This window comes from Paenibacillus sp. J2R1T-4 (assembly GCF_059692235.1).
Map to the genome: position 1 here is coordinate 188,557 of NZ_JCAUBA010000009.1, position 21,779 is coordinate 210,335.

The 21,779-nt window shown below is 46.4% G+C and carries 18 protein-coding genes and 1 riboswitch; of the genes, 14 read left to right on the forward strand and 4 right to left on the reverse strand.

Features of this window, described 5'->3' with window-relative positions; all coding sequences use genetic code 11:
• Window positions 1-79: 79 nt before the first annotated feature.
• The 3 genes from AC58QD_RS17015 to AC58QD_RS17025 all read left to right on the forward strand — a co-directional run bounded on the left by AC58QD_RS17015 (window position 80) and on the right by AC58QD_RS17025 (window position 3,032).
• On the forward strand, window positions 80-1,615 hold the full coding sequence (locus tag AC58QD_RS17015; protein WP_497335329.1) for a DnaD domain protein: 1,536 nt from the start codon (window positions 80-82) through the stop codon (window positions 1,613-1,615).
• Window positions 1,616-1,639: 24 nt separating this feature from the next.
• Entirely contained in the window at window positions 1,640-2,605 is a 966-nt protein-coding gene (gene dnaI / locus AC58QD_RS17020; RefSeq protein ID WP_497335438.1) for a primosomal protein DnaI, read from the forward strand.
• Window positions 2,606-2,729: 124 nt separating this feature from the next.
• Window positions 2,730-3,032: a HesB/IscA family protein gene (locus AC58QD_RS17025; protein ID WP_497335331.1), complete on the forward strand. Its 303-nt coding sequence runs from the start codon at window positions 2,730-2,732 to the stop codon at window positions 3,030-3,032.
• Between the two features lie 149 nt (window positions 3,033-3,181).
• Here the strand turns inward: AC58QD_RS17025 and AC58QD_RS17030 are convergent, their stop codons facing one another.
• Window positions 3,182-3,316 (reverse strand): YqzM family protein, encoded by a 135-nt coding sequence (locus AC58QD_RS17030; protein ID WP_497335333.1) that lies wholly within the window; start codon window positions 3,314-3,316, stop codon window positions 3,182-3,184.
• Window positions 3,317-3,666: 350 nt separating this feature from the next.
• On the opposite strand from AC58QD_RS17030, the gene trxA reads away from it, so the two are divergent.
• Together trxA and uvrC are read left to right on the forward strand one after the other, a co-directional pair.
• A complete protein-coding gene (gene trxA, locus AC58QD_RS17035; RefSeq protein ID WP_497335335.1) occupies window positions 3,667-3,984 on the forward strand; it encodes a thioredoxin in 318 nt (105 codons plus the stop codon).
• Between the two features lie 131 nt (window positions 3,985-4,115).
• Window positions 4,116-6,080 (forward strand): excinuclease ABC subunit UvrC, encoded by a 1,965-nt coding sequence (gene uvrC, locus AC58QD_RS17040; RefSeq protein WP_497335337.1) that lies wholly within the window; start codon window positions 4,116-4,118, stop codon window positions 6,078-6,080.
• On the opposite strand, the gene AC58QD_RS17045 is transcribed toward uvrC, so the two are convergent.
• Window positions 6,037-7,668, reverse strand: a complete 1,632-nt coding sequence (locus tag AC58QD_RS17045; protein ID WP_497335339.1) for a CPBP family intramembrane glutamic endopeptidase — start codon at window positions 7,666-7,668, stop codon at window positions 6,037-6,039. The genes uvrC and AC58QD_RS17045 overlap by 44 nt on opposite strands.
• A 249-nt stretch (window positions 7,669-7,917) precedes the next feature.
• Window positions 7,918-8,063: riboswitch (cyclic di-AMP (ydaO/yuaA leader) on the forward strand.
• A 100-nt stretch (window positions 8,064-8,163) separates the two neighbouring features.
• Here AC58QD_RS17045 and AC58QD_RS17050 point away from each other — a divergent pair.
• Window positions 8,164-9,504 (forward strand): TrkH family potassium uptake protein, encoded by a 1,341-nt coding sequence (locus AC58QD_RS17050; RefSeq protein ID WP_497335341.1) that lies wholly within the window; start codon window positions 8,164-8,166, stop codon window positions 9,502-9,504.
• A 17-nt stretch (window positions 9,505-9,521) separates the two neighbouring features.
• Complete coding sequence (locus tag AC58QD_RS17055; protein WP_497335343.1) at window positions 9,522-10,187, forward strand: potassium channel family protein; 666 nt, start codon at window positions 9,522-9,524, stop codon at window positions 10,185-10,187.
• 28 nt (window positions 10,188-10,215) lie between these two features.
• Here AC58QD_RS17055 and AC58QD_RS17060 read toward each other — a convergent pair whose 3' ends face one another.
• Complete coding sequence (locus AC58QD_RS17060; protein ID WP_497335345.1) at window positions 10,216-11,118, reverse strand: LysR substrate-binding domain-containing protein; 903 nt, start codon at window positions 11,116-11,118, stop codon at window positions 10,216-10,218.
• Between the two features lie 321 nt (window positions 11,119-11,439).
• Between AC58QD_RS17060 and AC58QD_RS17065 the strand changes: the two genes are divergently transcribed.
• From AC58QD_RS17065 to AC58QD_RS17095, 7 genes are all read left to right on the forward strand, one after another.
• A complete protein-coding gene (locus tag AC58QD_RS17065) occupies window positions 11,440-12,108 on the forward strand; it encodes a succinate dehydrogenase cytochrome b558 subunit (protein ID WP_497335347.1) in 669 nt (222 codons plus the stop codon).
• A 15-nt stretch (window positions 12,109-12,123) separates the two neighbouring features.
• Window positions 12,124-13,884, forward strand: a complete 1,761-nt coding sequence (gene sdhA / locus AC58QD_RS17070) for a succinate dehydrogenase flavoprotein subunit (RefSeq protein ID WP_497335349.1) — start codon at window positions 12,124-12,126, stop codon at window positions 13,882-13,884.
• 2 nt (window positions 13,885-13,886) lie between these two features.
• Window positions 13,887-14,639, forward strand: a complete 753-nt coding sequence (gene sdhB, locus AC58QD_RS17075) for a succinate dehydrogenase iron-sulfur subunit (RefSeq protein WP_497335351.1) — start codon at window positions 13,887-13,889, stop codon at window positions 14,637-14,639.
• A 584-nt stretch (window positions 14,640-15,223) separates the two neighbouring features.
• Window positions 15,224-16,876, forward strand: coding sequence for a type 2 periplasmic-binding domain-containing protein (locus AC58QD_RS17080; RefSeq protein WP_497335353.1), 1,653 nt, complete (start codon window positions 15,224-15,226; stop codon window positions 16,874-16,876).
• Between the two features lie 147 nt (window positions 16,877-17,023).
• Complete coding sequence (locus AC58QD_RS17085) at window positions 17,024-17,974, forward strand: ABC transporter permease (RefSeq protein WP_497335355.1); 951 nt, start codon at window positions 17,024-17,026, stop codon at window positions 17,972-17,974.
• A gap of 44 nt (window positions 17,975-18,018) precedes the next feature.
• A complete protein-coding gene (locus tag AC58QD_RS17090; RefSeq protein ID WP_497335357.1) occupies window positions 18,019-18,906 on the forward strand; it encodes a carbohydrate ABC transporter permease in 888 nt (295 codons plus the stop codon).
• Window positions 18,907-18,953: 47 nt separating this feature from the next.
• Window positions 18,954-20,744 carry an NHL repeat-containing protein gene (locus tag AC58QD_RS17095; RefSeq protein WP_497335359.1) on the forward strand — a complete coding sequence of 597 codons (1,791 nt, stop codon included), beginning with the start codon at window positions 18,954-18,956 and terminating at the stop codon, window positions 20,742-20,744.
• Window positions 20,745-20,812: 68 nt separating this feature from the next.
• Here the strand turns inward: AC58QD_RS17095 and AC58QD_RS17100 are convergent, their stop codons facing one another.
• Complete coding sequence (locus AC58QD_RS17100) at window positions 20,813-21,763, reverse strand: cation diffusion facilitator family transporter (RefSeq protein ID WP_497335361.1); 951 nt, start codon at window positions 21,761-21,763, stop codon at window positions 20,813-20,815.
• Window positions 21,764-21,779: the final 16 nt, after the last annotated feature.

Sequence of the window (21,779 nt, forward strand, 5' to 3'; positions counted from 1 at the left end):
CGGAATTTGTGATAGAATGTAGGTAGCTGACATCCTTTGTCGAAAAAACAAAGGTTCGTTTAAGATAGGAGCTATTGTCATGAGAATTACCAATATGCATCATTTTACAGAGAATCATAGGTTCTATGTGTACCGGGAGTTTGCTCTGGGTGTGCTCGATTTCAAGATGTTGTCAAGCATTTACCAACCTATGATAGGGGCATATGCAGTCGCTATTTATCAGACCTTGACACAGCAGGTGCCTGCTGATCGGACAGGCTATTCCGAGCTTGAACAACAACGGAAGCTGTTCCTTACATTGGATCTTGAGCCTGGGGAACGGGGGCGGAAGCATTTCATTGAACAGACGTCCCGTCTGGAAGCCGTAGGGCTGCTCCAAACCACTCGCAAATACGTACCCGCCGTCGATGACTATATGTACGAATATCATATGCTTGCCCCCATGTCTCCGGATGAATTTTTCAAGAATCAGCATCTGGTTATGCTGCTTCGGGATAAAGTGGGGAAATATGCGGTATTGGGGCTTCGCGAGGCATTTCTTTGCCAGGAACCCGATGAATTATCCGATCCCGAGACGGTAGCCGAGAACATTTCTGTACCGTTCTATGATATTTTTCAATTAAATACGCAAGTGATAGATTTGGAGCTGGAACAAGCTTTGTTCGAGACGGCGCCAGCCAGAGAGCAGATGGGACTGGATGTGACGAGCAAGGCCTTTCATTACAGCGATCTGATTATGAGATTTCCTCGTGAGTCAGTCAACCGTGTGTTCGTGGAAGCTCTTCGTTACGAGCCGCAGCAGATGATTGCGATAAACATACTGGCACGCAAGTTCGCACTCACACTTCAAGAAACATGCAGGCTGCTTGATGAGGACGGGATGTTCTCGGAAGCAGGTGAACTGCAGACGGAGATGCTGCAATACAAAGCGAATTTATATTACAGGCAGGGCCTCAAGCGCGGTGAAGAGCGGGAACGGCATCTGGTTAAGGTAGTAGACGCAGCAGTTAAGCGAGACCTGGATGAATCACAGTGGGAAGGCTCCGAGGAAAAGACTGTGGAGATGAGCTACTATTTGGAAGTGCCGGCCATGTTCGTGGGACAGTGTGACATCCATCAGTATAACGCTTTGCTTCGGAACGAGCCGTATACTGGACTTTTAAGCCGGTTTTTCCCGAAAGGCTCCGTTCCTAAGACGGTTACGGATATTTTTGAGAAAATTGATATGAACTATAAGCTGCCCGACGAAGTCATTAACGTTATGATTCATCATCTGCATGTATATAAAGAGTCCTCCTGGACCAAAGGATATATTGATACGGTCGCTTCGAATATGCTCGCCAAAGGCATAGGTACATATGAACAGGCAGTCGAATACATTCGAGAACAGACTTTGAAGCGGACGAACCATCGCGCGAACAGCGGCAGAACGGGAATGGGGGCATCAGCGTCTGGAGCAGCGAGAGGGAATCGCAGTTCTTCTTCCGCTGCTAACCGATCGAACAAACCTCGGATTTCGATTATAACCGATGTCCCGGCAGCCGCTCCGCTTACGAGCGAGCAGTTGGAGGCCATGCGCAAGAAGGCGCTCAAGCTGGACGGTAAGCTTAAATAAGCTAAGAAAGGAGGAATGAACGTGATGGAATCTTTATCCCGCATCTTGTCGAGCATGCCGGACATGAGCTTTATGAAGAAAGCGGAGCAGACGATCAAGGAGCTCCTGGATGATCCGCTTGTCACCAAGCTTCGTGAGAAACATCCCGAATTGGATGAGCATACGATCAAGATTCATATGAATCGTTTGTATCAATATGTGACGGAGTATAAGAATTGCATGAATTGTCCTGGACTTGAGCGATGTCCGAACGATTTCCAAGGGCATTATACTCGGTTGAAGGTGGAGCAAATCGGCGGCCAGACGTACATCCATGATCAAAAAGTTTCCTGCAAAAAATGGATTGCCCAGAATAACCAGGATTCCGTACGAAGCCGTATTCGCAGCTTCTATGTAGATGAAAAGGCGCTCGAGGACGGGTACTCCAGTGAACAGATATTGTTCATGGATATGGAGCGGGCCCAATCGGTAAGCACGCTGCAGGACTATATCGACAAGACCAAGGAAGAAGGGCTGCAAAGAGAAGGGCTCTATCTGGTCGGCAAGTTCGGTACGGGGAAGACGTTCCTGATGTGTTATATGCTGTATCAGCTTGCGAAGGAAGGCTTGACCGGGGTGATCGTCTATATGCCGGATTTCGTTGAAGACTTGAAGGCTATGATTCAGGAGCCGCAGCGTTTGAAGGAAACCGTCGAGCTGATGAAGGAGACAGATCTGCTCGTGTTTGACGATATCGGTGCGGAGAATCTGAATTCTTGGGCGCGAGACCATGTGATGGGGGCGATCCTGAATTACAGGATGAACCGAAAGCCGACCTTTTTCACCTCTAATTATGAACTGAATGAGCTCGAGCGCCACTTCAGCTTCACGAACCGTGACGGGGATGAAGAGTTCAAGGGGCAGCGTATTATGGACCGGATTCGCCCATTTGTCGAAGTGATCAAGGTTGGCGGATTTAATAAACGCGGCGGCCGGAACAAATCGATTTGATGAAAAGCTTGCAAATGACGGATTCGTCAGCTTGCAGGCTTTTTTGTTCGAATACGAGATGTGGTTGCGTTCCAATCTTCCTTCCCTTACAATGAAAGTGCATATTGGAAAGGAGTTGACAGTAATGAATGTGAAGATAACACGTAATGCGGCAAAGGTAATCCAACAGGAGTTGGACAAGGAAGAGAACAAGGAATTGAAGCTAAGGGTTCTGGTTACGCATAGTCATGGTGATCATGCTCACTACGGTCTTGATCTGGACAAGCCAGGTGACAATGATGTTGTCGTTCAGACAGACAAAGACATCGACGTGATCGTGGCGAAGGACGAGCCTCTGCTAGACGGAGTAAAGATCGACTATTTGTACGGAGACAAAGAAGGTTTCATGATCATCAACCCGGGCAAAGGCAATCACGGAGATCATTAAACAAACGAGTTGTCCAGGTGTACATAGCCTTTGTAATTAGAAGCAAACACAAAACGGAGTCTTCCATTGGGAAGACTCCGTTCTTGCCTGCATAGCAGGGTCAATTGTGTGTTCATTGCATGAACAGCGTGGCGTTTCAAGCGAGCTTATTATACATAAAGCTTAATAATAGTTGCCGCAAGTGCCATCAGAAAGAAGAAGCCAAACGTTACGCCCAGTCCGATTCCTACATCCATGAAATCATTGCTAGGTTCTTCGTTGACGTGTAGTCTAGGGTCATTCATAGCTTATTCCTCCTAAAACGATCTCAACCTGATGTGACTAGTATACCCAACCTGAGCTGGCCTTGTAAAGGTTATAAAGTGACAAATGTGCAACAAATGCAGGTCGGGCCTCTTCACATTCTTATTATGTACAGCTTCAGCTCCTAACATGCAACTGTATCAGCTGTATTAGTATGCATATTGGCGCTCATGAAATGGACGAGTTTGTGGTACACTTTACATGTTGACCAAAATTGATTAATATTACAGCATAACCCCATTCTTTATTCCTACATGGAGAAGGGGGAAGTTTTTACGCTTGTACACCCCTTTTTATAATAAACCACATGACCTAAGGAGGAAATAAATCAATGGCAATAGTTAGTGTATCGGACCAAACGTTCAAGTCAGAAGTAGAAGGCAGCGGGACGGTTCTAGTTGACTTCTGGGCTCCTTGGTGCGGACCATGCAAGATGATTGCGCCCGTACTGGAAGAGCTGGATCAAGAAATGGGCGATCAATTGAAGATTGCTAAGGTTAACGTTGACGATAATCCGGAGTCGGCTTCACGCTTTGGCGTAATGAGCATTCCTACGCTAATCGTGTTCAAGGACGGACAACCGGTTGATAAAGTAGTGGGCTTCAAGCCTAAAGATGCTCTGAAGAGCGTTGTGGGTCGTCATATTTAAGTGCCTCCTTCCCTTTGAGGGGACGGACATGAAGTGAAGAGAAGGCTCTTTTTCGGCTTGCTGAAGAAGGGCCTTTTCTAATGTATTCTGATTAAAGGTAGTCATGACTGACTAGGAAGGAGGCGGGCAGGGTGGATGACAAGGAGCGGAATGACATCAATATCGCTATAGGCCATAAGCTTTCGCTTTTACCGGATCAACCAGGGTGCTACTTAATGAAGAACCGGGAAGGCACAATTATTTATGTCGGCAAGGCCAAAGTGTTGAAGAACCGGGTGCGCTCCTACTTCAAAGGGAGTCATAACGGGAAGACCCAGAAGCTCGTTTCAGAAATTTGCGATTTCGAATATATTGTAACCTCAAGCAATGTTGAAGCCCTTATTCTAGAACTTAATTTGATTAAAAAGTATTATCCCCGCTATAACGTTCTGTTAAAAGATGACAAGACCTTTCCTTATATCAAAATCACGAACGAGACGCATCCGCGTTTAGAGATTACAAGGAAAGTAATCAAAGATAAAGCGAAATATTTCGGTCCTTATCCCAATGCATTCGCGGCCCAACAAACGAAGAAGCTGCTTGACCGATTGTTTCCCCTGCGCAAATGCAAGACGCTGCCGGATCGGGTATGTCTGTATTATCATTTGGGTCAATGTCTGGCTCCTTGCGAGTATGAGGTAACTCAAGAGGATAATGACCGGCTAGTGCAGCAAATCTCGAAGTTTCTAAGCGGAGGCCAAGAGCAGATCAAGGACGAGCTGACTCGCAAGATGCATGTGGCAGCAGAAGATCTTGATTTTGAACGAGCCAAAGAACTGCGTGACCAAATCATAGGCATTGATACATTGATGGAAAAGCAGAAGATAACCGTGGCGAATACGGCGGATCGCGATGTGTTCGGTTATTCAGTAGACAAGGGTTGGATGTGTGTGCAGATCCTGTATATCCGTCAAGGGAAGCTTATAGAACGGAGTACTTCCACTTTTCCATACTACAGTGAGGCATATGATGATTTTATTACGTTCGTAACGCAATATTATAGTGAGAATCCGGCAGTACCTCGTGAAATTTTATTGCCTTCCGACAACTTCGCTGTGCAAGAAGCAGAGGTTTCTGCAGGGGCGCGGTCTGAAGTAGCCATAGCTGCTGCGCTAAGCTCAGAGGAAGCTGTACAAGAGCTTTCTAGTGAAGGGTCAACACCAGATTCCCCTGAGCCTGAAACACCTGCCAGCAGAGACACACGCGAAGCCTTGGAAAGCTGGTTGAAGGTAAAGGTGCTGCAGCCTCAGCGCGGGCTCAAAAAACAGCTTGTCGGCATGGCGATCGAGAATGCTAGAGTCGGGTTAGAAGAGAAGTTCCGTTTAATAGAGCGGGATGAGGAACGTACAGTCAAAGCGGTTGAGAACTTGGGAAATTGGCTTGGTACCGATACGATAAACCGGGTCGAAGCATTCGATAACTCCAATATTCAGGGGACGAACCCGGTATCGGCTATGGTCGTGTTCGTGAACGGCAAGCCGGACCGCGGGGAGTACCGCAAATACAAAGTAAAAACGGTACAAGGTCCCGATGATTACGAGACGATGCGGGAAGTGATACGCCGCCGCTATGAACGCGTGCTGAAGGAGAACCTGCCGCTTCCGGATCTCGTTGTTGTGGATGGAGGCAAGGGTCAAATATCGGCTGCTCTTGATGTATTAGAAAATGAGCTGGGCTTGTATATCCCTGTATGTGGACTTGTAAAAGACGCCAAACACAAAACAGCACAACTCATGACGGGTGATCCCGCAGAGATTGTGCCGCTTCCTAGAGATAGCCAAGAGTTTTATTTGCTGCAACGAATTCAGGATGAAGTGCATAGATTCGCCATTACGTTCCATCGACAGTCCCGCGCCAAATCGATGGTTGCCTCTCAGCTGGATGCAATTGCCGGCATCGGTGAGAAGCGGAGAAAAGCGCTTCTGAAGCATTTCGGATCCATCAAAAAGATTCGAGAAGCTTCGATTGAGGAATTCCTTCCGCTAGGAATTGGAGCTAAGCTGGCTGGTGAAATCATTCGTGCACTACAGGGGGAAGAGGCGAGCCCCTCCTCTTGAACAACAGGCCGTGAAGCAGCCATACGATAACCGCTAAGAGGGCAGGAAGCAATAAATAAGTGAGTCCTGCAGCAGCAGAGCCAATACCATCTGAGCCAATCAAAGGCAGCCCCATCAGAGTGCTGTCAATAATAGCGTGAGCGAATAGCGCTGTCATGAAGCCGTACTTCAATAACGCATATCCGAACACTAATCCTAGTAAAGTCACTTCAATCAGACGAGTATAGACAGGGTATATCGGGTACAAGGTATGGTTGAGAGCCCATATCAGACTAGGGACCAACACAGCAAGAAACGTATTCCGGAGCAGACGTTGGAATAATGCGATGCCGAACAGTCGATAGACGGCTTCTTCAGAGATCGCTGCAGCCCAAGCCATGAGCGGGAATATCATGGGATACAAGAAATTGTAATAGGAGCTGGTAGGATCGTTAACCGACCACATGCCAAAGCCGGCCTGAGCGATCCACAGCATAACCGCCTGCAAACCCAGCATGAACATAGCAAGTCCATACCCTCTGCCAGCGGAACGGAGGGTTTCCCTGCCGAAGGAGGCTTCCCTCCATCGCGGGGTTTTTGGCATACCGCTATGTTTCCACAAGGTTTCCCCGGATGCAATGGAAAGATAAGCGACAATACCCATCCCGATCGCGAACAAATTAGACAGCACGACCAGAAGTGAAGCTGCAGAATGGCCTGAGAACGGGTCTGGACTCTGCGAATAGCCCATCGCTTGGAAGGCAGGAAACTGATTCCAGTTATTCAGCATGTAGATGGCAATGAACACACCTGCTAGAAGCAGGCCTCGACGAAATAAGGTTTGTTTGCGCAGTCGGATGGCATAATAAATCGAGCTAATTGCCATTAAAGCAGTGAGCACCAAATTCAGACGACCCATCTGGCTGCCGGCAGTATCCTGTTTGTTCAGCCATGTAATATGGGAATTCGGAACTTGGAACGCGGTGTGAAAAGCAGTAACCTCTCTGTCACGAACCTCTACCTCAGCAGTCAGTACAGCTTCACCGATTGATACATCGGGATAAGAGAACAGATAGCGATAAGGATGCTCGGAATCGGGTCCGGATACCGTATATTTCTTCGGCAATTCTTTTTGCATGGACAGAAGGTACGTTTCCGCGATTCGAGTGCTTTCCCGTCTGGATGAAGCGGTGTTAGAGGCTGACTTGCGCCACCCTTCTATTTCTCCTGTTAACATGTTCACATCAATTAAATATTTCAGACCTAGGGAGTCCTTCAACTCCACTTGCCAATATTCAATTGGATATTGAGTTACGTTGTGATCGACATAAGCTGGAACCAGCTTATTCTTTTGCAAATAACCGCTTAACAGGGTGTTGGATTGAAAATTGACTGGATTATTGCTGAACGGCGCCTTACTGTCAGGCTGTTGTCTAAGCCAATCCTGAGCGGCTGCAAGAGCTGCGTCTTTGGAGATTACCTTATCTGCTGCAGGGGACAGCTTAGAGCCGTCACGACCGCTTCCAATCGGCCACCAGCTTGCTGACAGAAACAAGATTATTCCTATTGTGGCTAATGTTATCCATTTGTACCGCACTAAGAAGAGCAACCTGCCATCCTCTTTTCTCGGGAAATAGGTCCCCATTCAAATTATCATAGATCTATACGAAATCCAACTTCTAGCGTTGCAAGCCTGTTTATCAAAGAAAATGGAGCAATCGGGACTTTTGTTTAGGATAACACATGAAAACAGTCGATTGCTCCATCGAATAGGTCAGTGTTACCGCTTTCTACACGCAATTCGAGCTTAAAAAGACTTTGTACATCGCTCTCAAGAGGACTATAATACGAATCAATTGAATAAATAAAGCCGAATTTCCGTATGAAAACGGGGGAACCATTTAAGTAGGGGTGAATTGCACCAGTCGAACTTTAATCTGGTGCATAGGGTGGCCTGCCATCCGAATCCGTCAGCTAACCTCGTAGGCTATGTCAGGGAAACCAAACCGTACAGGGCATTGGAATTCCAATGCCTTTTTTCTGTTGCCGTGAACCTTGCATACCGCTTTGAATGGACGGGTATATCAACATTGAGGTGACTGGCATGAACGTCAAAAAGAAAGTATATCAGCTTGCGCCTCCGCAGATTCTTGCGCTGGGATTTGCATTCATTATCCTACTCGGCGGTTTCTTATTATCTCTGCCGATCTCATCAACTAACGGACTCGGTCTGAATTTCGTAGATGCCTTGTTCACTGCAACCTCGGCGACTTGTGTAACTGGGCTCGTTGTTGTTGATACAGGCACGTACTTTAGCGTATTCGGCCAAGTTGTGATTATGCTGCTGATCCAGATCGGCGGACTTGGATTCATGACGATGGCAACGCTCTTCGCGATATTGTTGAAAAAGCGAATTTCTTTAAAAGAGCGCCTCATTCTTCAGGAAGCCATGAATCAAGGAAGCATGGAGGGAATTATCCGGCTCATTCGCAAGGTATTGATTTATTCGATCACGATTGAGGCCATTGCAGCTGTGTTGTATAGCATTCGCTGGTCATTTGATATGAGTCTGGGCAGAGCAATCTATTTCGGATTATTTCACAGTATTTCGATGTTTAATAATGCTGGTTTCGATCTGTTCGGAGGGTATCGCAGTTTAACGATGTACGTGGATGATCCCTTAATCAATACTGTAACGATTCTGCTCATTGTGCTTGGCGGTCTTGGATTTATTGTGATGTCAGATTTGATGGATTTTCGTAAGACTCGTAAGCTGACACTTCACTCCAAGATCGTGTTAACCGCAACAACAGCTTTGATTGCAATCGGAACCATAGTCGTTTTCATTTTTGAATATACGAATCCGATGACGTTAGGACCATTGAATCTAGCCGGACAGGTGCTTGGCTCTTTATTCCAATCGGTGACCCCTCGTACAGCAGGAGCCAACACATTGGACATCGGAGCTTTGAGGCAAGCCACGCAGTTTTTTATCATCATTCTGATGTTCATTGGAGCTTCTCCAGGTTCAACAGGGGGCGGGATCAAAACTACGACCTTCACTACGTTGATAGGCGCGGTGATTGCGATGGTTCGAGGTAAAGAAGACGTAGTGTTCTTCCACTATCGGTTGGCCAAGGACCGCATTTATAAGGCGCTGACCTTAACGATTATCTGTTTATCGTTAGTCGTGATTGTCGCCATGGTGTTGTCCACGACGGAAGATCACAGCTTTCTTATGATCTTGTTCGAAGTAACCTCCGCGTTCGGCACGGTTGGCTTGTCAATGGGTCTGACTCCGGATCTGACTACTATTGGTAAGTTCTTGATCATGTTCACGATGTTCGCAGGAAGACTTGGACCTCTTACAGTAGCCTATGCGGTGGGGCCGAGAGTAGAGAAGGAATTGTACAGACATCCGGAAGGTAAAATCATAATTGGTTAGGGGATATTAATAACGCCATGAAAATGAAGCAGTTTGCCGTTATTGGGTTAGGCAGGTTTGGTTCGAGCTTAGGTATGGAGCTCATCGAGCAAGGACTCGAGGTGCTGGGAATCGACAAGGATGAGGATGTCGTAGACGAGATGTCGAACAAGCTGACACATGTCGTCGCAGCCGATTGCACGGATGAGGAGACGCTTCGTGCGCTCGGAATTCGTAACTTCGACTGTGTCATTGTGGCCATTGGTGATGATATCCAATCCAGCATTCTTACTACACTGCTACTGAAGGATGCTGGTGTCAAGATGGTTGTGGCTAAGGCGCTTTCCGACCTGCATGGTAAAGTGTTGGAGCGGATTGGGGTCGACCGCGTTATTTTCCCAGAGCGGGAAATGGGCATTCGAGTGGCTCACCAGCTGACGTCCCCTAACCTGTTGGATTACATTGAATTATCCAAGGATTACACGATTGCCGAGTTATCTGTACCGAAATGTATGAATGGCAAATCGCTCAAGGATCTGGACCCTCGCGCGCGTCATGGCTGCAGCATCGTAGCCATCAATAAGCAGGGTGGTGTCATTATAGCCCCTAACGCCGGAGATGTGTTGGCAGAGAAAGATGTAATGGTTATTATTGGTACGAACAAGCAAATTGAACAATTCGAGCATGAATTGGTCAATGGTTGATGTGTCCCGACGGAGTACAATAAAGGTACTATATATTAGAAGGCGAAGCGTAGTGGCGCTTCGCTTTTTCTATCCACATCAATGTTGATGCATTCAAAGCTGTAGACTCATTGAATATGAGTGAGGTAGTGCGCGTGGTATTCCGCAATTCCTTCACATCCCGCAGTACCAGTCCGTTGTTCTCGAGCAAAGTCTGGCGCAGGTAAGATTTGGGCAGCAGAGTAGCAGCGTTACAAGTGGAGACGAGCCGGATGATGGCCTCGAACGAATCAATCTCCATCTTCACATCGGGGGATACAGAGTATCGTTGAAACAATTCGTCCATCAGAATCCGATACCAGGTCCCTTTGGAGAACAGGATCATCGGCAACTGCTGCAAATCCTCAATATCAATCGTTTCACGGGAGCACCAGCTGTGGCCTGTAGGGAGAACAAGAGTAAGGTGGTCATCAAACAGAGGGACGCAGGTAAGCTCGGATTGGTCGATGCGGGAAGCAACAAGCCCCAGATCAACCTTTTTGTCTTTGACCATGGACACAATTTCATGAGTCTTCCCCGTAAGCGCTTTTATATCGATTTCTGGATAATCCTTAGTGTACAGAGCGATAAGATCAGGCAAAGTGGACTGTAAGGTAGTCAGACTAGCTCCAATCTTAATACTGCTTATTCCGGATGAATGGTATTTGGCGATTGTGTGCAGCAGTTTCTCCTCTAGCTTACGCATATCAAGCGCCGTTTCGTAGCAAATATACCCGATTCGGGTCAATTCCAGCCGCTTCCCCTTGCGATCAAAGAGCAGGACTCCAAGCTGGTCCTCGAGCTGACCTATTTTGCGAGATAGGGCCGGTTGGGTGATATTCAAGCTCTGGGCTGCTTTATTCAAGCTTTTCTGCTCTACAATTGTGGCGAATATATCCAGATGGTTCAACATCTTTGGGATCCTCCTACGATGATATGCTAATTTGTTATAAGTAATTATACAATAAAGGCATTTCCTTTATAAGAGGATTGAGAGTAACATAAAGTTTGTCAAATAATATTCACAATCATTGGTTAAATCTTGCATGAATATGGGAAAATAGTGAGGTGTGAGTGCTTCGCCGTCGTTTCATGTCGAAAAAGTGACATTTTATTGACGCTTGTCACATGCAGGGGTACAATGGAAGATGTTTGTTTGAAAGGTAGTCTATCGAAGATGGCTGATTTTAAAGGGAACATGTTAGTTAATTTTTGAGGGGGGAACTCTTGTACTATGACTGGAAACTCGTATTACTATCGAAAGCTCCATTCTTTACTGGGCGTCATTCCTGTCGGCTTTTTCTTGATCGAGCACTTGCTGACAAACTATGAGGCGTTCCGTGGAGGCGCTGAAGGTCATCAAACTTTTGTCAACAGGATTCACTGGCTGAATGATTTGCCGCTAGTGTTGTTTCTGGAGATTGTAGGGATCGGACTTCCGATCTTGTATCACGGTATTTATGGCCTATTCGTTGCATTCCAATCCAGGAATAATGTCAGTAACTACGGTTATTTCCGCAATCTGATGTTCACCTTGCAGCGTATTACTGGTGTAATTACGTTAATCTTCATTATCTGGCACGTATTCGAGACGCGGATTCAGGTTGCGCTTGGTCATATCACGCATGATGAGCTTGGCGTAGTGATGCACGATATTTTCACGAATCCAACCTTCTTCACTCTGTATGCAATCGGCGTAATCAGTGCGGTATTCCATTTCAGTAATGGAATGTGGTCGTTCCTGGTTAGCTGGGGGATTACAGTTGGCCCAAGAGCGCAGCGTGTTTCTACATTTGTATGGTTAGGTGTATTCGTAGTGATGTCCATTATGTTCCTTGTGACGATGACGGCATTCACAGATCCGCAATTTCAAGATACCAGCGTTCTGGACTTAAACAAATAAGGAGGGTGAACATCAATGGCTAAGTCAAAAGTAATTGTAGTAGGCGGCGGATTGGCCGGGCTGATGGCGACGATCAAAGCCGCTGAAGCCGGGGTTCACGTCGACCTGTTTTCTTTGGTCCCGGTTAAACGATCCCATTCCGTTTGTGCGCAGGGCGGAATCAATGGCGCAGTTAATACAAAGGGTGAGGGCGACTCACCTTGGGAGCATTTCGATGATACGGTATACGGCGGAGACTTTCTTGCCAACCAACCTCCGGTCAAAGCAATGTGTGAAGCAGCACCGGGCATCATCCATTTGATGGACCGGATGGGTGTTATGTTCAACCGGACACCTGAAGGGTTGCTTGACTTCCGTCGTTTCGGAGGTACGCAATATCACCGTACCGCATTCGCAGGCGCAACAACGGGTCAGCAGCTGTTATATGCGCTTGACGAGCAGGTACGCCGTTGGGAAGCCGCTGGATTAGTTACGAAGTATGAGCATTGGGAATTCCTCTCCGTTGTTGTTGATGATGAAGGGATTTGCCGCGGTATCTCTGGGCAGGACCTGCGTACGATGGAAGTGGTTACCTTCCGTGCGGATGCTACGATTCTTGCTACTGGCGGTCCTGGGATTATATTCGGCAAATCGACGAACTCGGTTATTAATACAGGTACGGCAGCAAGCGCCGTGTATCAGCAAGGCGTTACTTACGCGAACGGAGAATTCATTCAGATTCACCCTACAGCGATTCCAGGGGATGACAAGCTCCGCTTGATGTCGGAGTCTGCGCGCGGTGAGGGTGGACGGATCTGGACGTACAAGGACGGTAAGCCTTGGTACTTCCTGGAGGAGAAGTATCCGGCGTACGGAAACCTCGTACCGCGGGATATTGCGACTCGTGAGATTTTCGACGTATGCGTAGAGCAGAAGCTTGGTGTGAACGGCGAGAACATGGTATACCTTGATTTGTCTCACAAAGATCCGAAGGAGCTTGATGTAAAGCTCGGCGGAATCATTGAGATTTACGAGAAGTTCATGGGCGACGACCCGCGGAAAATCCCGATGAAGATTTTCCCTGCGGTTCACTACTCCATGGGCGGTATGTGGGTCGATTACAATCAAATGACGAACATTCCTGGATTATTCGCTGCCGGTGAGTGCGAGTATCAATATCACGGGGCTAACCGTCTGGGAGCTAACTCCCTGCTGTCCGCAATATTCGGAGGAATGGTTGCAGGTCCCAAAGCGGTTGAGTACACAAAAGGCTTGAAGAAGTCCGCTGAGGATGTATCCAGCGCCGTATTCGAGCGCGAACAGAAGAAACGCGCGGATCAGTACGAAAGCTTGCTTAAGATGGACGGTACAGAGAATGCTTATGTACTCCATAAGGAGCTTGGCGAGTGGATGACGAACAACATGACCGTTGTTCGTTACAACAAGAAACTGGAAGATACGATTGCGAAGATCAAAGAATTGAAAGTGCGATACAAGAACATCAACATGACCGATACCGCTAAATGGAGCAACCAAGGTGCGGCATTCACTCGTCAGTTGTGGAACATGATGGAACTGTCAGAAGCGATGACAGTCAGTGCTCTGCTACGTGATGAAAGCCGTGGTGCCCATTACAAGCCGGAATTCACTGAACGTGATGATGAGCGATTCATGAAGACATCCATGGCTAATTGGAAGGCAGAAGGTCCTGAGATTTCCTATGAAGATATCGACGTATCCTTGATTGCGCCTCGTAAGCGCGATTACTCGACGGATAAGAAGAAAGGGGGCAGCTGATCATGGCTGAGACCAAAACCATTAAATTGTCGGTAACTCGTCAAGATAGTCCTGATTCTAAGCCATATTCGGAGGACTTCGAGATCCCATACCGCCCGAATATGAACGTTATTAGCGCTTTGATGGAAATTCAGCGTAATCCGACTAACTCATCCGGTCAGAAGACGACACCAGTATGCTGGGAATCGAACTGTCTGGAGGAAGTGTGCGGCGCCTGCTCCATGGTCATCAACGGCAAGCCGAGACAAGCATGTACGTCGCTTGTCGACAAGCTGGAGCAGCCGATTCGGATTAAGCCGATGGCAACCTTCAAGGTTGTCCGCGACCTGGTTATCAATCGTCAACGCATGTTCGACTCCTTGAAGAGAGTCAAAGCATGGATTCCGATTGACGGCACGTACGATCTTGGTCCAGGCCCCCGTATGGCTGAGTCCAAGCGTCAATGGGCATATGAGCTGTCCAAGTGCATGACTTGCGGAGTATGCCTGGAAGCCTGCCCGAACGTGAACGATCGCAGCAGCTTCATTGGACCAGCACCTATCTCACAGGTTCGCTTATTCAATGCTCATCCGACAGGTGAGATGAATAAGGAAGAGCGCCTGGATACGTTGATGGAAGACGGCGGGATCGAAGGCTGCGGGAATTCGCAGAACTGTGTTCGCTCCTGTCCCAAAGGCATTCCTCTTACAACATCGATTGCAGCTATTAATGGCGATACTACCAAGCACATGTTCAAGAAATGGTTGGGTATGTAAAATGATTAGACTGACGAGAATTTATTTTCTCGTCAGTCTTTTTCTATCACGAATATATAATCCAACTGATTGAATACCAAGACCATTCTCATAGACAACACAGGTATGATACAGTTTATAGGGTAAATATCCATTTTGTTGACGAGCTGTTGGAAATATATTGCTTCGGAATGGATCTTGACAAAATAATTCAAGTTGAGCAATAATCAAATAGAAATAAAACAAGTATATAACACGTATAAGATAGATTCTTCGATATTTTCAGACAATTAATGTATGCGCTTTATTTTTCGCTTTTCTATACCTCGTATAAAAGCTTCTATCTTAGAATATGATTGAATCTAGTAAAAAATTGTCCTTGTTTGCATCGTAATTGTCCTATGCATCACTTCGAAACATGATAAATTTAATTCATCATACAACTCTAACACAAGCTAGTTCTTTAAGGAGGTGACTTTGTCCCCGTCAGCCGGATTGGGTTTCCCAAAATGTAAGCGCATTATGTAAGCGCGTTATTTCCGTGTAATTAGCACCATGTACAGTCTCCGTAAGTTTAAGCTACTCAATTAGGAGGTCGTTTAAGGATGGTTAAGACAAAGAAAAGATGGGTACCAGCCGTAGTGGCATCTGTAATGGCAATGAGTATCGTCGCGGCCGGTTGCTCGTCAAGCAACGGTACGGATAGCAAGGGGGCTTCAACGGCACCATCAGCTACACCTAAGGCGAATGAGCCAAGAATTGAATTGACGATGTTCATGAACAACTCCGGGCTTGCCCATCCGGATAATGTTAATCCAAGCGATAACCCGTATATCAAGATCGTTGAAGATCTTGCCAATGTCGATCTGAAGATTGAAGTACCGGTTTATGCGGATTATGCACAGAAGTTTAACCTCCTGCTGTCCTCAGGTAAACTGCCTGATATCGTCCACACGAACATGGATCCTGAAGCTTACAAAGCAGCACGCGACGGCGCATTCATAGATCTTAAGAAGTATTACGACAAATCCCCAATTATTCAAAAAGTAATTACACCAGAAATGATGGAGCTTGCGAAAGATCAGGCAACAGGCAAATACTTCAGAATCCCAATGGCCTATGATAAGTCCCCTCAAGGCCAAGGAATGTATACTCGTTTTGACCTGATTGAGAAATATAATGGCGGCAAATGGCCAGAGTCTGTTCCTCAGTGGATCGAAGTTATGCGTAAGATAAAAGCAGCTGATCCCAATAATGTCCCTATGGCTAACCGTATCGTAGGAACTTCAGGAATTGCCTTCGGCGGTGCGAACATTTACGGTATGTATGGCGCAGCACCTTATAGCTTCCGTGTACAAGGCGGAAAAGTCATTCCTAACGTACTGCTTCCTGAGTACAAGGCTGCAACAGAAGTAATGCGCAACCTTTACACAGAAGGTCTGCTTGATAAGGAATTCGCAACATCAGACGGAGTCAAGTTCTTCGCGAAATGGGATACACAAAATGTTCTTGCAATGTGGAATGGCGCTGACCAGGTTGCGGCTGGAGCAGCAGCAGCTGTAGCGGATACAAAGATCGACAAGAAACATTGGAAGCTTGCAATGGCTCCGCCGCTTAAGACATATCCTGCTGAACTGAAAGATCCTAAATATGCAACAGGCTTCCAAGGACTTCCAATTTCCACTCATGGTCTATACATTTCTTCACAATCCAAAGAGCCAGACCGTGCATGGAGAGTAATCGAGGCTTTTGCAGCCAAAGAATTGTATGAAGCTATTTTCTGGGGTAAGGAAGGCGACACTTACACCGTTAAAGACGGCAAACGTGTACCAATCGCTGATAAGCTGAACCACGCAGACCGCCGTTGGGTATTGAACTTGGCGCTAGTATATGGTTTCGTAGATGGTCAGGATGTCAAGCAAGCTACTCACCAGCAACAATTAGGCGATTCCTACTTTAAATTCCTATACGACAGCTTGAAGCCAACGGCTGAGAATGCTGCGAAGAATGGCGTAGGCTCCTTCCCGGGATATGTAGCTCCGGATGAAGCTTCCAAGAAGACAGTTGAAGCTCAACAAGAAATTACCCGATTCACGATTGAAGCGATCATGAGCCGGATTACGATGGATCAATTCTCGCAAGAAGTGAAGAAATGGGAAGAGAAGTATGCGAAGCTGATCTATGAACCAATGCAGCAATACATGGACAAAAACAAGGATTACCTGAAAAAAGTCGGCGTGAAAATGGTTGACTGGTAGGATCTATGTCATGTAAATCGGCATTATTCAGAGGATAAATTCGAATATGGAATGATGCCCGTCAAGTGCCATTCAGCACTTGATGGGGTATCATTCCATCTTTCTAATTAAACAAGCACTTTATTCCGTCAAGAAGGAGGCATCATAATGGAATCCTCAATGCAACCTGTTCCAACACCATCGATCCAGACTCCTAAGAAACGTAAAATAAGTTGGAGTCGGATGATCCCGCTGTATATGTTGATGCTGCCTATGATCCTATCCCTATTTATCTTCAACTATATTCCTATGTATGGAATCATTATTGCCTTTAAGAATTTCTCGGTCTATAAAGGATTCTGGGGCAGCGATTGGGTAGGCTTGGATCATTTTGTATATTTTCTTAAAGATGAACGCTTTTGGATAGTTATGAAAAATACGCTCTTGATTAATTTTTACGACATATTGTTCGGTTTTACAGCTCCTATTTTATTCGCATTACTTGCCAATGAATTGTATCAGAAAACATTCAAACGCGTTATGCAGACCATCTCCTATTTGCCTCACTTTCTCTCGTGGATTGTTGTCTCAGGTATTTTCTATCAAATATTTTCCCCAGAGCATGGTCTCTTTAATGAAATGTTAAATGCATTAGGGTTTCAATCCACGGATATTATGACTCAGAAAGATACGTTTCGGGGCTTGCTAGTATTTGCGGATATATGGAAAAGTGTAGGATGGTCGGCTATTCTGTATTTTGCCGTAATAGCAGGTATCGATACTACATTATATGAGGCTGCCTGGATTGACGGAGCCAGCCGATTCAAGCAAGCGATTCATATTACGATTCCTCATCTGATGCCGATGATCACGCTCTTGTTCCTTTTAAAGATTGCGAACATCTTTGAAATTGGCTTCGATCGAATATTCGTTATGCAGAACCCGCTCGTTTATGATGTGTCGGACGTTATTAGTACGTATGTTTATCGAGTAGGCTTGGAACAAGCTCAGTACAGCTTGACTACAGCGATCAGCTTGACGCAAAGTGTTCTTGGCTTCCTCTTGCTTATATCTTCCAACTATATTTCCAAGAGAGCAACAGGGCTTGGTTTGTACTAACATCAGGTTTACGCATTAAAGGAAATGCTAAGGAGGAATAAGAGATGATCCATTACAGCTCTCCATCACGGAAAGTTTTTAATATCTTCAACTATACTTTTTTCATCATAGTCTGTCTAAGCATCCTTCTTCCTTTCATCAATGCACTTGCGATCTCCTTTAGCAGCCATGCAGCTGTAGTTAGAGATCAGGTCCAATTATGGCCGGTTGATTTCCAGTTGGATGCCTATAAGAAATTAGCGGGGAACTATACGTTTGTCAGATCGTTCATGAACACGGTATTTCTTACAGTCGTGAATACATTCTTGCAAATCGTGGTATCCCTCGCCTCTGCCTATGCTTTGTCCAGAAAGTATTTGATCGGTAAAAAAGTACTGTTCTATTACATCTTGGTTACGATGTATTTCAGCGGTGGTTTGATTCCTTTCTACCTCCTAGTTAATAATATGGGCTTGAACGACACTTACTGGGCACTTATTTTACCTGGAATGGTGAGCGGTTTCTATGTCATCGTATTCAAGAACTCCATCGATCAGCTTCCAAAGGAATTGATTGAGTCCGCTGAGATTGACGGTGCAGGCGAATTCAGAATGCTGTTCCGCATTGTGCTTCCTCTTGTACTGCCGATGACCATGGCCTTTACGATTTTTAGCGCAGTGGCCAACTGGAATGCCTGGTTTAATGTCTTGTTGTTCATTCGTGAGAAGAGCATGTGGACACTGCAGTATCAGCTGCGGGATATTCTCGTTAACGCGAATCTGGATGTATCCAGGGTCGATGAATTCTCGTTAAAAGAGCAGCTGCAGCTTGTGCATCCTGAGAATTTGAAGATGGCAGCCTTGATGTTAACGGTTATTCCGATTATTATTGTGTATCCTTTTGTTCAGAAATATTTCTTGCATGGACAATTAGTAGGGGCAGTTAAACAATAGCAAGCATACGAACAACATTTGTGAACACAAATGTTCAGGAGGATCCAATGAACGTGAATTCGTTAGTGCAGCCGGAGGCGGTCGCACAGCCTTGCCGCAATTTCTGCATATTGGGAAAGACACGCATCCTCGATCCGCTTGATGGTCGGGAAAAGCTAGTTCTAGCCAATTTTGCCGCACATGCTACGGGGAATGTAGTACTAATCGACACCGAGACAGGTGCAGGCGAATCGATAATGTTTCCTGGCGACGCAGGGGCTTGGGCGCTATTCAATTGGAATGACGAGAAATTAATCGTTGGAACTTGTGCGAAGTATGGTTATGTGCACAGCCTTGATCTGCGAACGCGCACTTGGGCGGAACCGCTGCGTGACGAGAACGAGACTTATATCTGGAATTTCACTCAAGGATCGGATGGGTATCTGTATGGCGGTACCTATCCGGGTTGTGTTCTCCTCCGCTATGATCCAGACAATCACGTATTGGAAAATGTGGGCAGGATGTCCGACAATCTCAAAAATATGTACAGTCGTTATGTAGGCTCGGTACCTGGACATATTATCGTGTCGGCAGGCCTGGATGATTCCTTTGCGGGTGCATGGAATATTGAGACAGGGGAGCTTACACGGTTCGCTCAGTTTCCCGGGTTCCCTCATCTTACAGAAGCGAACGATACTTACATTTGCATGAAGCTTGGAGAAGAGAGCTATTATTACGATTCCGTCACTTTTCAACCGTTGGACGCCGCAGCCGTTGTTATGCAACCAACGCAATTCGATATTAAGCTTGCAGATCAGCTTCAAGGGCAAGCCATCGCATTGGATAATGGCTGTTTTGGAGGTGTGAGAGGTCAGGATTATTTCATAGCTTCTCATATTGACGATGTGCCAGAGTTGAAGCGAATCCCTACAGAAGCACCAGCTACCCATATTTATGGGCTGACAGTTGACGATGAAGGCCGTATATGGGGCTCGAGCGGATTCGGACAAACGATCTTCAGCTATGACCCGAGAGATGGAAGCTACTGGAACTCCTCCGTTGTGTGTAATGCGGGCGGAGAAGTGTATGGAATGCGTTTCGTGAACGGAAAGTTGTTCTTAACCGCCTACTCTGGAGGAGATCATATGATCTATGATCCTTCGCAGTCTTGGGATCAGGTTGGGAATGTGAATCCTCGTACATTGGAGTCTGTCTATTCGAAGTGGATCAGACCTCTTGGCCATAGTATAATCGGTCCTGATCAAGCGATCTGGACAGGCTGGTCAGCTAAGTACGGAGTCTATGGAGGCGGAATAACCCGTCTGGATACGGAGACGCTTGAGTTATCCTCTTGGCCGAATCCGTTGGCTGAGCAGCAGGTGTCGAGTCTTGCTTCTGATGATCAGTATGTATACTTCATCTCCAGCTTGGGTGGGAACGGTCTGCAGGCCCAGGATGAGCCTTGCCACTTCGGAGTGCTGACTACAGATGGCAGCTTAGTTCATGGTGAGGAGCTTCCATATGGGACTAAGCCTGGCAAGCTATGCTCCGCAGGAGGCCGTATATGGCTCGTATTGGATGATAGCTTAAGGGTATTCTCTCCGAGTACGATGAGCTTTATCGAGACGGTAGCGGTCGGACAGAGAGTTCACGGTCTGTGCGTTGCAAATGATCTTAACCTGCTGTTGTTCACCGACTCGGAGCTCCTTGTTCTGAATGTCCAGACCGGCGAGTATGAAGTGCGTGCAACGCTGCCGGGTATAGTGGATAAAGCTGTAATCACTCCGGATCGCACTCTGTATTTCGGTGCAGGAACGCAGCTTTATAGACTCAAGTTAGCTGTACTTGGAGTAGAGTAAATTAGAAAACGCTAAAGGACCTATATGTCCTTTAGCGTTTTCTGGATTGCGCAACTCCAACAAGATACTTAGCTGTGACCGTTTAAGTCTTCTTCCTTGTTTCGCAGGAACTCTTTGCCATACTCTCCGTGAGGGTGTATATGTGCTTCCTCCATCTGTATGGTGGAATGTTCAATGCCGTACTTATTCTTAAGTGTTTCATTAATGGCAAGAATGATGCAGAACGGTTGGATTTTGTTGTCTATGAACACATGTGCAGTGAGCGAGTAGTGGTCCGATGAAATCGCCCATAGATGCATCTCATGCACATCCTCGACGCCTTCAACGCTCCCGATCGCTTCACGAATCTCATCCAGGTTAAATTTCTCTGGCACAGACTCCATCAACACCAGCGTGGATTCCCTCACAATCTTAGCCCCGCCAATAAAGATAATGCCGCCGATTACAAGACTGATAAGTGGATCGAAGTACAGGACGCCTGAGAAGTAGATGAGGATGGCCGAGATAATAACTCCGATCGAGCTTAGTAAATCCCCAATAAAGTGCCAAAGGGCGCTCTTCACATTCAAATTGTCCTCGTCCTTCATACTTCGACTGAGCACGATTGTTAGCGTCAGATTGACGATAAAGCCAATGGAGGCGATCGTTAACATCAGACTAAGCTTGACCTCTTCAGGATGAATAAACCTCATTACACCTTCATAAAAAATCCCGATCGATATGATACATAATGCCAGCCCATTCAAAAATGCAGCGATGGTCTCGAATCGCAGGTAGCCGAAGGTGAATCTTGCATTCGGTTGCCTCGTGGCCATATAAATAGCGGTCATGCTGAGTCCAAGGGCAAATACGTCTGACACCATATGAGCAGAGTCGGATAAGAGCGCGAGTGAGTTGGAGAGCAGGCCACCGACGATTTCTACGATCGTGAAGAAAGCGGTGAGGAGTAAAGTGATCCATAATGTTCGTTTGGAGCGGCTCTGTTCTTTGACATGCTTCAGATGATGAAAATCGTACATAAAAGAGCGCTCCTTT

Coding starts and splice junctions, on each gene's coding strand:
- AC58QD_RS17090 (WP_497335357.1), top strand. CDS start 18,019: ATGATCCATTACAGCTCTCCATCACGGAAAGTTTTTAATATCTTCAAC.
- AC58QD_RS17050 (WP_497335341.1), top strand. CDS start 8,164: ATGAACGTCAAAAAGAAAGTATATCAGCTTGCGCCTCCGCAGATTCTT.
- AC58QD_RS17030 (WP_497335333.1), bottom strand. CDS start 3,316: ATGAATGACCCTAGACTACACGTCAACGAAGAACCTAGCAATGATTTC.
- AC58QD_RS17015 (WP_497335329.1), top strand. CDS start 80: ATGAGAATTACCAATATGCATCATTTTACAGAGAATCATAGGTTCTAT.
- sdhB (WP_497335351.1), top strand. CDS start 13,887: ATGGCTGAGACCAAAACCATTAAATTGTCGGTAACTCGTCAAGATAGT.
- AC58QD_RS17055 (WP_497335343.1), top strand. CDS start 9,522: ATGAAAATGAAGCAGTTTGCCGTTATTGGGTTAGGCAGGTTTGGTTCG.
- trxA (WP_497335335.1), top strand. CDS start 3,667: ATGGCAATAGTTAGTGTATCGGACCAAACGTTCAAGTCAGAAGTAGAA.
- AC58QD_RS17065 (WP_497335347.1), top strand. CDS start 11,440: ATGACTGGAAACTCGTATTACTATCGAAAGCTCCATTCTTTACTGGGC.
- sdhA (WP_497335349.1), top strand. CDS start 12,124: ATGGCTAAGTCAAAAGTAATTGTAGTAGGCGGCGGATTGGCCGGGCTG.
- AC58QD_RS17025 (WP_497335331.1), top strand. CDS start 2,730: ATGAATGTGAAGATAACACGTAATGCGGCAAAGGTAATCCAACAGGAG.
- AC58QD_RS17100 (WP_497335361.1), bottom strand. CDS start 21,763: ATGTACGATTTTCATCATCTGAAGCATGTCAAAGAACAGAGCCGCTCC.
- dnaI (WP_497335438.1), top strand. CDS start 1,640: ATGGAATCTTTATCCCGCATCTTGTCGAGCATGCCGGACATGAGCTTT.
- AC58QD_RS17080 (WP_497335353.1), top strand. CDS start 15,224: ATGGTTAAGACAAAGAAAAGATGGGTACCAGCCGTAGTGGCATCTGTA.
- AC58QD_RS17095 (WP_497335359.1), top strand. CDS start 18,954: ATGAACGTGAATTCGTTAGTGCAGCCGGAGGCGGTCGCACAGCCTTGC.
- AC58QD_RS17060 (WP_497335345.1), bottom strand. CDS start 11,118: ATGTTGAACCATCTGGATATATTCGCCACAATTGTAGAGCAGAAAAGC.
- AC58QD_RS17085 (WP_497335355.1), top strand. CDS start 17,024: ATGGAATCCTCAATGCAACCTGTTCCAACACCATCGATCCAGACTCCT.